This is a genomic window from Streptomyces sp. NBC_01478, from assembly GCF_036227225.1.
Lineage (GTDB): Bacteria > Actinomycetota > Actinomycetes > Streptomycetales > Streptomycetaceae > Streptomyces.
In genome coordinates this window covers 10,313,423-10,325,996 of the sequence record NZ_CP109444.1, presented here as the reverse complement: position 1 = coordinate 10,325,996, position 12,574 = coordinate 10,313,423, and the positions used below count along the sequence as shown (strand labels likewise).

The 12,574-nt window shown below is 71.7% G+C and carries 8 protein-coding genes; 7 read left to right on the top strand and 1 reads right to left on the bottom strand.

The genetic code is table 11. The features are described 5' to 3' along the window. Positions 1–50 precede the first annotated feature (50 nt). The 4 genes from OG223_RS45995 (at position 51) to OG223_RS45980 (ending at position 6,329) form a co-directional block, all read left to right on the top strand. On the top strand, positions 51–761 hold the full coding sequence (locus OG223_RS45995) for an NAD(P)H-binding protein (protein ID WP_329262698.1): 711 nt from the start codon (positions 51–53) through the stop codon (positions 759–761). Between the two features lie 61 nt (positions 762–822). Further along, on the top strand, positions 823–2,958 hold the full coding sequence (glgX, locus tag OG223_RS45990; RefSeq protein WP_329262695.1) for a glycogen debranching protein GlgX: 2,136 nt from the start codon (positions 823–825) through the stop codon (positions 2,956–2,958). Position 2,959: 1 nt separating this feature from the next. Continuing rightward, positions 2,960–5,119: an AGE family epimerase/isomerase gene (locus tag OG223_RS45985; RefSeq protein ID WP_329262692.1), complete on the top strand. Its 2,160-nt coding sequence runs from the start codon at positions 2,960–2,962 to the stop codon at positions 5,117–5,119. Positions 5,120–5,150: 31 nt separating this feature from the next. Continuing rightward, positions 5,151–6,329, top strand: a complete 1,179-nt coding sequence (locus OG223_RS45980) for an IS701 family transposase (protein WP_443073875.1) — start codon at positions 5,151–5,153, stop codon at positions 6,327–6,329. A gap of 55 nt (positions 6,330–6,384) precedes the next feature. Here OG223_RS45980 and OG223_RS45975 read toward each other — a convergent pair whose 3' ends face one another. Further along, positions 6,385–8,070 (bottom strand): ABC transporter family substrate-binding protein, encoded by a 1,686-nt coding sequence (locus OG223_RS45975; RefSeq protein ID WP_329262687.1) that lies wholly within the window; start codon positions 8,068–8,070, stop codon positions 6,385–6,387. A 112-nt stretch (positions 8,071–8,182) separates the two neighbouring features. Here OG223_RS45975 and OG223_RS45970 point away from each other — a divergent pair, with 112 nt between their 5' ends. From OG223_RS45970 to OG223_RS45960, 3 genes are read left to right on the top strand one after another with little or no spacing between them, the layout of a single operon-like run. Beyond that, complete coding sequence (locus tag OG223_RS45970; RefSeq protein WP_329262685.1) at positions 8,183–9,166, top strand: ABC transporter permease; 984 nt, start codon at positions 8,183–8,185, stop codon at positions 9,164–9,166. Further along, positions 9,163–10,059: an ABC transporter permease gene (locus OG223_RS45965; protein ID WP_443073803.1), complete on the top strand. Its 897-nt coding sequence runs from the start codon at positions 9,163–9,165 to the stop codon at positions 10,057–10,059. The genes OG223_RS45970 and OG223_RS45965 overlap by 4 nt, the downstream gene beginning before the upstream one ends. Beyond that, positions 10,056–12,545 (top strand): dipeptide ABC transporter ATP-binding protein, encoded by a 2,490-nt coding sequence (locus tag OG223_RS45960; protein WP_329262683.1) that lies wholly within the window; start codon positions 10,056–10,058, stop codon positions 12,543–12,545. The genes OG223_RS45965 and OG223_RS45960 overlap by 4 nt, the downstream gene beginning before the upstream one ends. Positions 12,546–12,574 lie beyond the last annotated feature (29 nt).

Sequence of the window (12,574 nt, the reverse complement as noted above, 5' to 3'; positions counted from 1 at the left end):
CCAACTCCCCCGCCCTTTCCGGCTCTTCCGCAGCCCCCGTGGAGATCTCGATGGACAGCCCGATCGCCGTCATAGGAGGAACCGGCCGCGTAGGCCGGCTCGTCGCCCGACAACTGCTCGCCCGGAACGAGAGCGTCCGCGTCATCGGCCGCAGCACCCAGCGCGCCCGCCGCCACACGCCGCCGCAGGCCCAGTTCTTCGCGGCCGACGTGCGCGCCCCCGCCTCCGTCCGCACCCCGCTGTACGGCTGCTCGGCGGTCGTCTACATCGTGGAACCGGGCACCGACGACGCCGGCCCCGACAGCCCCGAGACCACCCTGCACACCGGGGTCCGCCATGTCCTCGACGCCCTGCGCTCCACCGCCGCGAGCCCGCACTTCGTGCTGGTCAGCCAGCGCCATGTGACCCGCCGCGACCACCCCATGAACGCCTACGGCCGGATGCTGGACTGGCGGCTGGCCGGCGAGAACGCGGTCCGCGCCTCCGGGCTGCCGTACACCGTGATCCGCCCGGGCTGGCTGACCGACGAGCCCGGCCACGGCCATCTGCACCTGGAACAGGGCGACTTCGGAGACGGCATCGTCACCCGCCCGCTGGTCGCCGACGCCTGTGTGCAGGCGCTGTACTCCCCCGAGGCCCGCGGCGTGACCTTCGAGATGCGCAGCGAGACGGGACCGGGCGCCTCTCCCGTGCCCTGGCAGGAACTCTTCGCCGGCCTCCGCGCCGACGCCCCGACCGCGGCCCGGGCCGCACTCACCTGAGGTGGCCACCGATGTGTACGACACCCCGACGGACTCTGCGACCGATGCCATGACGGAACAGATGACCTTACGCCCCGACGAGGCCACCGGATCCCCCGGCGGCCGTCCCTCCGACGTCACCCCCGGGCGGCCACAGCCGCTGGGCCCCACCGTCGACGCCGACGGTGTCAACTTCTCGCTCTTCTCCGAACACGCCACGCAGGTCGACCTGTTGCTCTTCGAGCACTGCGACAGCCCGCAGCCGTACCGCACCATCACGCTGCTCCCCGACCGCCACCGCAGCTTCCACTTCTGGCACTGCCACGTCAGCGGGATCGGCGCCGGCCAGGTCTACGCCTTCCGCATCGACGGACCGCGCGACAACGGCGAGCTGGGCACCCGCTTCGACCACCGCAAGGTGCTGATCGATCCGTACGCGCGCGCCAACATCAACGGCCGCTGGGAGCGCACGCACGCCATCGGCCCCGGCGACAACGTCGAGAGCTGCATGCGCAGCCTGGTGGTCGATCTCGACGACTACGACTGGGAGGGTGACACCCCGCTGCGCACCCCGATGGCGGAGACCGTCGTCTACGAGATGCACGTGCGCGGGCTGACCGCGTCACCGACCTCGGACGCCGAACGCCCCGGCACCTTCTCCGCCGTCATCGACAAGATCCCGCATCTGCGCGAACTCGGCGTCACCGCCGTGGAGTTGCTGCCGGTCTTCGACTTCGACGAGACCCAGGTGCTGCGCTCGGGACCCGACGGCACCCCGCGCCGCAACTACTGGGGCTACGACCCCTACGGCTTCTTCGCCCCGCACACCGGCTACTGCTCCAGCCCCCATCTCGCCACGCACATCACCGAGTTCCGCGACATGGTGAAGGCGTTCCACCAGGCGGGCATCGAGGTCATCCTCGACGTGGTCTTCAACCACACCAGCGAGGGCAACGAGTTCGGTCCGACGATCAGCTTCCGGGGCGCGGCCAACGAGGCGTACTACCACCTGTGGCCGCAGGACCGCTCGCACTACATGGACTTCACGGGCTGCGGCAACGCCGTCAACGCCAACCACCCGATGGTCACCAAGTTCATCGTGGAGAGCCTCGAGTACTGGGTGACCGAGCACCACATCGACGGCTTCCGCTTCGACCTCGCCTCCGAACTCTCGCGCGGCCCGCTCGGCTACGAGATGGCGGTGCCGCCGGCCCTGTGGGCGATCGAGCTGTCGCAGGTGCTGGCCGAGACGAAGATCATCGCGGAGCCGTGGGACGGCGGCGGGCTCTATCAGGTCGGCCGGTTCCCGGGGAAGCGCTGGGCGCAGTGGAACGGCCCGTTCCGCGACGACGTACGGCGGTTCGTGCGCGGGGACGCGGGGATGGTCGGCGAGGTCGCCTCCCGGCTCGGCGGCTCGGCCGACCTGTTCGCGGCCCAGGGCGAACTGCCCACCAACAGCATCAACTTCATCACCTGCCACGACGGCTTCACCCTCAACGACCTGGTCAGCTACAACACCAAGCACAACCACAGCAACGGTGAGGCCAACGCCGACGGAGCGGACGAGAACTACAGCTGGAACTGCGGTGTCGAGGGCCCCAGCGACGACATCGACGTCGAGTGCCTGCGGGTGCGGCAGATCAAGAACCTGCTGTCCCTGCTCATGCTCAGCCGCGGGGTGCCGATGCTGCTGGCCGGCGACGAGTTCCGCAACAGCCAGAGCGGCAACAACAACGGCTACTGCCAGGACAGTCCGGTCTCCTGGCTCGACTGGAACCAGGCCAGGAAGGAGAAGGAGACCACCGGCTTCACCCAGCGCGTCATCCGGCTCCGCAAGCGCTACCGCACCCTGCGCGAACCGCAGTTCTTCTCCGAACGCCTCAACTCCCGCTCCCTGCCCGACATCACCTGGCACGGCACCCGGCTCGACCAACCCGGCTGGGAGGACCCCAACGCCCGGGTGCTGGCCTGCACCTACGGCGGTTTCGACGGTGACCCGGATCTGCATCTGATCCTCAACATGTACCACCTGGGCCTCGACTTCGAGCTGCCCGGGATCCCCGGTCACCGCTGGCACCGCGTGCTCGACACGGCCCGCCCCGGCCCCGACGACATCCCGCCGCCCGGAAAAGAGGAGCTGGTCGACGGTCCCACCCACCACGCCCAGGGCCGCAGCGTCGTCCTGCTGGCGGCCCTGCCCGACGAGAAGGGCACCTGAGATGAGTACACCTGCCCAACGACGCATCCACTCCGACACCCTCGCGGGCTACGTCACGTACTACAGCCCCACGGGACGCCGCTTCGGCCTGCGCACCTCCGACGAACGGGAGTTCACGGTCCACCTGGCGTCCAACGCCGTCTCCCGCATCGTCCGCAACCTCGGCGACGACTACCGCGACACCACCGCCGACACCGTCGACATGCTGGCCGAGGGCCGGTTCGTCTTCGCGTACGGCATCCACTACGAGTGGGAGGGCGGCTCCCGGTTCGACGCGAAGGAGATCACCTTCCCGGAGGAGACCCGCGGCGAGTACGTCTTCGAGCACCCGAACTGGTGGGTCCAACAGGCCGCCGCCATCGCCGACTTCTATCTGCGCGGCCAGTTCCCCGACGGGGTGTACGACTGGCGCGGGTTCCGCACCCACCTCACGCTCAGCGGCACCCATCTGCCGGACTTCGCCGGCGGGGACGTGCGCCAGGAGACGGACACCATCTCCCGGCTCGTCTACGGCCTGTCCACGGCGTACCTGCTGACCGGCGAGGACCGCTTCCTGGAGGCGGCCGAGGCCGGCACCCTGTATCTGCGCGAGCACATGCGGGTCGACGACCTGGCCGACGGCATCACCTACTGGTACCACGGCATCGACATCACCTCCTCCGGCCACCGCCCGGTCTTCGCCTCGGAGTTCGGCGACGACTTCGACGCGATCCCGATGTACGAGCAGATCTACGCGCTCGCCGGCCCCACCCAGACCTTCCGCATCACCGGCGACCCGCGGATCCTGGAGGACATCGACCGGACGTCCGCCCTGTTCCAGAAGTACTTCCGCGACCCCGTGCGCGGCGGGTTCTTCTCGCACATCGACCCGATCAACCTGGACCCGAACGCCGACTCGCTCGGCCGCAACCGGGCCCGCAAGAACTGGAACTCGGTCGGCGACCACGCCCCCGCGTACCTGATCAACGCCTATCTGGCGACGGGCCGTTCGGACTTCGCGGCGCTCCTGGAGGAGACCGCGGACACCATCGTGGAGCGGTTCCCCGACGAACCGAACAGCCCGTTCGTGCAGGAGCGGTTCCACGCCGACTGGAGTCCGGACCGGACCTGGGGCTGGCAGCAGGACCGGGCGGTCGTCGGCCACAACCTCAAGATCGCCTGGAACCTGACCCGCATCAAGGCCCTGTTCGACAAGCCCGAGTACGCCACGACCGCCGAGCGCATCGCCGAGATCATGCCGGCGGTGGGCAGCGACGGGCTGCGCGGCGGCTGGCTGGACGTGGTCGAGCGGCAGCCCGACCCGGACAGCGGCATCCACCGCATGGTGTGGCACGACCGCAAGGCCTGGTGGCAGCAGGAGCAGGCGATCCTCGCCTATCTGATCCTGGCCGGCACCACCGGCGACCCGGAGCAACTGCGGCTGGGGCGCGAGGCGGCGGCGTTCTACAACGCCTTCTTCCTCGACTACCAGGACGGCGGCGTCTACTTCAACGTGCTCGCCGGCGGCATTCCGTATCTGCTGGGCACCGAGCGGCTCAAGGGCAGCCACGCCATGGCCGGCTACCACGCGCTGGAGCTCTGCTACCTGGCGGCCACCTACACCGGGCTGCTGCTCAGCAACGACCCGGTCACCCTGCACTTCAAGCCCCGCCCGGAGGACCTCCCGGACCGGGTGCTGCGGGTGGCGCCCGATCTGCTGCCGGCCGGCACGGTGGAGCTGACCCGGGTATGGGTCGACGGCCGGCCGTACCAGGACTTCGACGGCAAGGCCCTGACGGTCCGGCTGCCGCGCGGCGACGAACCGGTCCGGGTCCGCGTCGAGTTGGAGCCGGCCACGATGCGGCTGCGGATGCGCACCTCGTTCGACGGCGGCACCGCGCACGTCGTCTGCCACGGGGTGATCGACGCGGCCGAACTGGGCAAGTTCCGCCGGATCCTGGCCGAGGTGATGGCGGCGGCGCCGCAGCGCGTGGAGTTCCATCTGTGCGAGGTCGGGGGCATGTGCCGGCCCGCCATCAACGAGCTGCTGTTCCAGCGCACCAAGGCGGGCCTGGACGTCGACTTCGTCATCGTGGGCTGTGCGCTGCCGGACGTGGCGGACGCGTTGCTCGCGACGGACGCCTTCCTGCTGGCTGGGGGTGACGAGTGCAACCATGACTGAACTCGCGACGTTCACCCTCCCATTACCCTCCGTGCGCACCCCGGGGGCACCGCCGGGCGCACTGGCCGGTCTCCCCGCCTACTGCCGTGATCTGTTCGGCGACTTCACCCGTGCCGACCAGCGGCGCTGGGGCGAGGTGTATGTGCGCGGGCTGCTGGACGTGCCCGGGCGCAAGACGCCCGCCCGGATCTCCGAGCAGGTGCTCGGCAAGCGGGCCGTGCAGCAGATCCAGCAGTTCGTGAACCAGAGTCCGTGGGCGTCGGCTCCCGTACGGGGGCGGCTCGCCCGGCAGGTGGTGCGGGCCTCGCGGGCCGAGGCCTGGTCCATCGACGAGGTCGTCTTCGCCAAGAACGGCGACCGGTCGGTGGGCGTGGCCCGCCAGTACGCGACCTCCCAGGAACGGACCGTGAACTGCCAACTGGCGCTCGCCGCCTCACTGGTGGGGCAGGCCGGCGGGGTCCCGGTGAACTGGCGGCTGATGCTGCCGGCCCGCTGGGACCTCGACGAGCGACTGCGCGGCCAGGCCCACGTACCGGTCCAGGAACGCTGCCGGCCCCGCTGGAGCTATGTCCTGGAGGCGCTCGACGAGATGCTCGACGAGTGGTCCCTGGAACCGCTGCCGGTACTGGCCGACTGGCGCTGCGAGAGCGACCCTGATCCCCTGCTGCGCGGTCTGGAGGCACGGGGACTCGGCTATCTCGTACAGGCCGCGCCGCACACCCCGGTGCTGCTGCCGCGCCGGCAGGCCACCGCCCCGGGGGTGCGCGGCACGCTCGCCGAACTCGCCGCGCACGCGGCCCGGCACGGTGAGCGCACCTCGGTGACCTGGCACGATCCGGTGACCGAGCGCATGCGGCACTCGGAGTTCGTGGCGGGCCCGGTCCTGCTGCGCGCGGACCCGGCCGCCGCCACGGCACCCCGGCCGCGGCTGCTCCTCGCCGACTGGCCCTACGGCCGGCCCCGGCCGCGCGCCTACTGGCTGACGAACCTCCCGGCCCGCCGGCTCGCGGAGATCGTGCCGCTGGCGCAGCTCAGGCGGTTCGCCGAGGAGGCGCTGGTCCGGATGCACGAGGAGTTCGGGCTCGGCGACTTCGAGGGCCGGTCCTTCCGGGGCTGGCACCACCATGTGACGCTGGCCTCGGCCGCGTTGGGCTACGACATGGTGCGCCAGCAGGCCGACGAGAGAGCACTGAGCCGGACGCGTGTCTGAACACGCACCCCGCGGCGGCCCCGTACGGATTCGTCCGTACGGGGCCGCCGTGCGCTCACTTCTGCCACCCGACCCGGCTGAAGTCCACGTCGCCGAGTCCCGGCACCCCGTAGTTCGCCAGCCCCTCGCGCACGGCGAGGATCTGCGGCCGCTGGTAGAGCTCGATGTCGTGGCCGAGCCGCCAGATCTCGGCGTCCGCCCGGTCGTAGAGCTTCCGGGCCGCCTTCTGGTCGAGGGTGCCGACGGCCTGGGCGAGGAGCCCGTCCACCTCGGCCGAGCCGACCCCGCCGTAGTTCTGGAACGGCTGTCCCGCCTCCGGGCGGCGGTAGATCGCGTAGGCGGAGCTCGGGTAGGTGAGGCCGGTGAAGCGGAAGATGGCGAGGTCGAAGTTGCCCTTCTCCAGGTACTGGGACGCGTAGGCGGAGGCGGGCACCTGCTGGATGACGACCTGGACGCCGACCTGGGCGAGCATGTGCTGGACGAGCTGGGCGAGATCCTCGCCGAGCCGGTTGGTGCCCTCGCTCAGCACGAAGCGGAGGGTGAGGTTCTTGCCGCCCTTGACCCGGGTCCTCCCGCTGCCCGGGCTCTGCCAGCCCGCGGCGTCCAGGGCCCGCTCGGCGGCTTCGGGGTCGTAACTGCCGTACGGGCGGGAGTTGTCGGCGTATCCGGGCTGGTTGGTCATGAAGAAGTGGTTGCCGAGCAGCGGCACCTTCACCGGGAGGCCCTGGGCCGCGACCTCGGCCAACGCCGAGCGGTCCACGGCCTGTTGGACCGCGTTGCGCACGGCCCGGTCGGCCAGCGGGCCGCCCGCGCCGTTGAGGGTGATGTGCACCTCGTCCCACGCGGACCCGATCCGGATGTCGCTGTCGCGGGCGCTCTTCAACTGGGCGTAGGCCTCGCTGGTGGCCGCGTTGACCGCGTCGACCTCGCCGTTCAGGAAGGCCTGGAGGGCGGCGTCGGCGTCGAGGACACGGAAGACGATCCGGTCGAGCCGGGGCCGGGTGCCCCACCAGCGGGGGTCGGGCACGAAGGTGAGCGTCTGCGCCGTCCGGTCGACCGAGGCCAGCTTGAACGGCCCTGCGGTGATGGGCAGTTGCCCCTGCCAGTCGGTGTTGAAGCGCTGCGGGGTGTCATAGCCGGCGGCCGGGAAGAGCGGGGTGAACAGCCTGCGCCAGTCGGCGTACGGCCGCTTGAAGGTGACGCGGACCTCGTGCGGGCCGGCGCCCTGGCGCACGTCGGAGATCCGGTCGTAGCCGCTGGTGTCGGCGACCAGATAGCGCTGGTCGGCGCCGCTGAGCGCGTGCCACTGGGCGGCGAAGTCCCGCCAGCCCAGGGCCGTTCCGTCGGACCAGCGGGCCTTGGGGTTGAGCCGGTAGGTGACGACCTGGGGCGAGGTGCCGGTGACGGACGCGGAGAGCAGGTACTCGGGAACCGCGTGCGGGACACCCTTGACGTCACGGGCGAAGAGCCGCGGCTCGGTGAAGCTGTCGACGGTCCACACGTCGTCCAGGGCGCCGTCGACGTGGTCGAAGTTGAACTGCGTGATCATCTGCGCGATCGGCAGGGTCAGTGTCCCGCCCGAGCGAAGGGCCGCCGAGGGCCGGGAGTTGATGTCGTAGGTGCCGTACGTCGGCAGGGCCGCATGTCCTTCGGGGGCCGGGGAGCCGGTACAACCGGTCGCGGTGAGGAGGGTGAGCGCACACGCCACCGTCCACGCGGACCAGACCCGTAAACGCTGCACCCCACGGCCCTCCCGGTGCGGACGAACCGTCAACTGCCCGAACTGTCCGGCGAATTGCGGAGCCGGAGCTTAACATCACGATGTGTCACCCACATGAAGCGGAACGAGTTCCATGCTCTCCCTGATCATCAGGCGCCTGGTCCACTGCACGATCCTCTTCCTCTCCTCCGTCGTCCTCACCTACGCACTCGCCTCGGCGGCGCTCGATCCGCGCGCCTACTTCGAGGGCCGGCAGCCGCCCCCGCCCAGCCGGGTCGTCGACGCCGAGCTGTCCCGCCTGGGCATGGACGACCGCGCCCCGCTGCCCGCACGGTTCGCGCACTGGGCGGACCGGGCCGTCCACGGCGACCTGGGCCGGACCATCGACGGCGAGTCCGTGAACGCCGAGTTCGGCCGCCGGGTCGGGGTGTCGGCACGGCTGCTCCTGGTGGGCACTGTGACCGGCACGGCCGTCGGCGTGCTGGCCGGGGTGTGGGCGGCGGTCCGGCGCGGCAAACTGGGCGACCGGGTGCTGACGGTGTTCTCGTTCGCGGTGCTGTGCGTGCCCACGTTCGTGCTGGCGCTGCTGCTGAAGACCGGGGCGCTGGCGGTCAACCGGGCCGCCGGCAGCACCGTCATCCTCTACACGGGTGAGCACACACCGGGACTGCAGGGCGGCTGGCCGGTCCACCTGCGCGACACGGCAGCCCACTTGCTCCTCCCGGCGATCTGTGTGGCGATCCCCGCGATCGCCTCGTACAGCCGCTACCAGCGGGCCGCCACCCTGGATGTGCTCGGCGCCGACCATCTGCGCACCGCGCAGGCCAAGGGGCTCACCCCGGGGCAGGCGCTGCTGCGGCACGGGCTGCGGATCTCGCTCGTCCCGGTGTCGGTGTTCTTCTCCTTCGGGATGCTGACCCTGTTCACCGGGGCCGTGTTCACCGAGGAGATCTTCGGCTGGCCCGGCATGGGCAGTTGGCTCGTCGACTCGGTGCAGAAGGGCGACGTCAACTCGGTGGTGGCGATCGACCTGTTCGCCGCGGCCGTCGTGCTGCTCGCCGGGCTGCTGGCCGATGTCGTGCACGCGCTCCTCGATCCCCGGGTACGGCAGCCGTGAGCGCCGGGGGGCGGGGGCGGGCGGTGCTGCGGCGGATGGTGCGGCGGCCAGGGGCGGTGTGCGGGCTCGCGGTGCTACTGGTGCTGTTCGCGCTGGCCTTCGTGGGGCCGTCTCTCAGCCCGTGGACCCACACGGACGTCGACTACACGGCGCTGCGGCAGCCGCCGGACGCACGGCACTGGATGGGCACCAACCGGATCGGGCAGGACGTGTTCGCGCAGGTGGTACGGGGTCTGCAGAAGTCGCTGCTGATCGGGCTGCTGGTGGCCCTGTTCTCGACCGTACTGGCCGCGGCAGTGGGCGCCTGCGCCGGCTACTTCGGCGGCTGGACCGACCGGGTGCTGATGTTCGTCGTGGACCTCATGCTCGTCCTGCCGGGTCTCCTGGTGCTGGTGGTGGTCGCGCCGAGGCTGCGCGAGTGGGGCTGGACGGCGCTGGTCGGACTGCTGGCGCTGCTGGGCTGGATGGTCACCGCGCGGGCGGTGCGCGGCATGACACTTTCCCTGAAAGAGCGTCAATTCGTGGTGGTGGCACGGCTGATGGGCGTCTCGTCCATGCGGATCATCTGGCGGCATGTGCTGCCGCACACGGCGTCGTTCCTGATCACGGACGCGACCATCGCCGTGGGCGGGGCGGTGATCAGCGAGACCGGGCTTTCGTACTTCGGGCTGGGCGTCCAGCCGCCCGACGTCTCCCTGGGCACGCTGATCGCGGACGCGACGGAGGTGGCGCTGGTGTATCCGTGGATGTTCTTCTTCCCCACGGGGCTGCTGATCGCGTTCGTGCTGGCCGTCAACCTCGTCGGCGGGGCCCTGCGGGACGCGCTGGACCCGACGACGCCGGACTCCGCGGCGGCGCCGTCCCTGACCGGCGTGTCGGGGATGTCCGGGTGACCGCCGTCCTGGAGGTTCGCGAACTGACCGTCGCCGTCGGCGCGTTGCCCGTGGTGCGCGGTGTCGATCTCACCCTGCGGCGGGGTGAAGTCCTGGGCCTGGTGGGCGAGTCGGGCACCGGCAAGACGCTCACCGCGCTCGCCCTGATGGGGCTCGCGCCGGCGGGCGCCCGGGTGGGCGGGTCGGTGCGACTGCTGGGCGAGGAGCTACTGGGCCTGCCGGTACGGGAGTTGGCGCGGATCCGCGGGCGCCGGATCGCGATGGTCTTCCAGGACCCGCTGCACGCCTTCACCCCGGTGCTGCGGGTCGGCGAGCAGATCGCGGAGGCGCTGCGCATCCACCAACGGCCGCGCCCGCAACGGGAGTCGGCGCGGCGCCGGGCGGTGGAACTGCTGGACTTCGTGGGGGTGCCGCGACCGTCGTGGGCCGCGCGCGCCTACCCCCACCAGCTCTCCGGCGGCATGCGCCAACGCGCCATGATCGCGATGGCGATGGCCAACAGCCCCGACGTCCTGGTCGCGGACGAGCCCACCAGCGCGCTCGATGTCACCGTCCAGGCACAGGTGTTGGAGGCCCTCGCCGCCGCCCGCCGGGAGACCGGCGCGGCGCTGTTGCTGGTCACCCACGACCTGGGGGTGGTGGCGGGCTCGGCGGACCGGGTGGCCGTCCTCTACGCGGGCCGGATCGTGGAGACGGGCCCGACCGAGGCGGTCCTGACCCGGCCCCGCATGCCGTACACCCTCGGCCTGGTCGGCTCGGTGCCGCGCCCCGACGTCCGCGCCCCGCTCACCCCCATCCCGGGCACGGCCCCGGTTCCGGGGGCGGTGGGCCCCGGCTGTTCCTTCGCCCCGCGCTGTCCGTTGGCGGAACCGGAGTGCGTCGCCTCGGAGATCCGGCTCCTGGGCGTGGACAGCCCGTCCCGAGCGGGCCTCGCGGGGTTCGACGCACACGAAGCCGCCTGCCGACGGGTGCCCTTGGTGTCACGCCGGACGGCGGCGGAGCTGTTTCCGCCCGGCGGGGAGACCGTCACCGGCGCGCGCGACGACGGGGACGCGGATCCAGTCGTCCCCGGTGAGAGGGATGCAGGGTCGAGGGGACGACCGCCCTCTCGGGCCGTCCCGGGCGAACTGGAACCGGGGATGCGGCAAGGCCGCGCACCGTCCGTCCCGGACGGCGAACCCCCGGCTTCCCGGGGACGCCATGCCCGGCCCGCCCAGGACGGGAGAAACCCGAGGCCGACGGAACACCCCGCGCTCCCCTTCCTCACCTGGCCGCCCGCACTGCCCGCCCCCGGCCACGACACCCCGCCGTCACGGGAACTCCCGTCCACGCCTGGTCCGTTGCGCCCCGCGCTCCCCCTTGCCGGGGCGGGCTCGGCCGCTTTTCCCGGACTCGCCCCCGCCGCGCCCGAGATCGTCCTCCGCGTCTCCGGTCTCGCCAAGTCCTACGTCCCTCCCAGCGGTCGGCGCCGTCAGGAGCGGGCGGTGCGTGCGGTGGAGGAGGTCGACCTGGAGGTGCGCCGGGCGGAGACCCTCGCGCTGGTCGGTGAGTCCGGGGCCGGCAAGTCCACGACCCTGATGGAGATCGTGTCGCTCACGGCACCGGAGGCGGGGGTCGTGGAGATCCTCGGGCAGGACGTCGCCCGGCTGACGCGGCGGACGGCGCGGCTGTTGCGCGGGGCCGTGCAGATCGTGCCGCAGGACCCCATGTCGAGTCTGGATCCACGGATGCCGGTGGGTGACATCGTCGCCGAACCGCTGTACGCGCGGCGCGTGCCACGGGACGTCGTGGCGGCGCGGATTCCGCGGCTGCTCCGGCAGGTGGGGCTGGAGGCGGCGGACGCGGAGCGGTATCCGCATCAGTTCTCCGGGGGTCAGCGGCAGCGCGTCGCGATCGCCCGGGCCCTCGCCGTCGAGCCCGCGCTGCTGCTGCTCGACGAGCCGGTGTCCGCGCTCGACGTGTCGGTGCAGGCCCAGATCCTGGACCTGTTGCTGCGGCTGAAGCGGGAGTTGGGGCCGGCCTATCTCCTGGTGTCGCACGATCTGGCCGTGGTCCGGCAGATCGCCGACCGGGTCGCGGTGATGTACGCGGGGCGCACGGTGGAGACGGGGCCGGTGGCCGAGGTGTTCGACGCGCCCCGGCATCCCTACGCGCGCGCCCTCCTGTCGGCCGTCCCGCTGCCGGACCCGGTCGCCGAACGCGCCCGGCGCCGGATCGTGCTGTCCGGCGACCCCCCGTCCGGTGTGCCGGTCACGGCGGGGTGCCGGTTCCTGGCCCGCTGTCCGGTCGCCGCGCTGCTGACGCCCGGTCGGCGGACGCGCTGCGAGACCGAGATTCCGCGGCCGACCCAGGTCACCGCGGCCGGCACCCACACGGTCGCCTGTCATTTCCCGCACGGCGGTATGCCCTGGCAGCACATACGGACAGACCGGGGGACGGCCGGCCGGCCGTGGAACCAGCCGCCGGACCGTCCACCGGTCCACTGAGCCTGAAGTGCCGTTCTCGGTGCGGGCGT

What these genes read in the sequence shown, in the direction of transcription:
- OG223_RS45995 (WP_329262698.1), top strand. Translation starts at nt 51, where the DNA reads ATGGACAGCCCGATCGCCGTCATAGGAGGAACCGGCCGCGTAGGCCGG.
- glgX (WP_329262695.1), top strand. Translation starts at nt 823, where the DNA reads ATGACCTTACGCCCCGACGAGGCCACCGGATCCCCCGGCGGCCGTCCC.
- OG223_RS45985 (WP_329262692.1), top strand. Translation starts at nt 2,960, where the DNA reads ATGAGTACACCTGCCCAACGACGCATCCACTCCGACACCCTCGCGGGC.
- OG223_RS45970 (WP_329262685.1), top strand. Translation starts at nt 8,183, where the DNA reads ATGCTCTCCCTGATCATCAGGCGCCTGGTCCACTGCACGATCCTCTTC.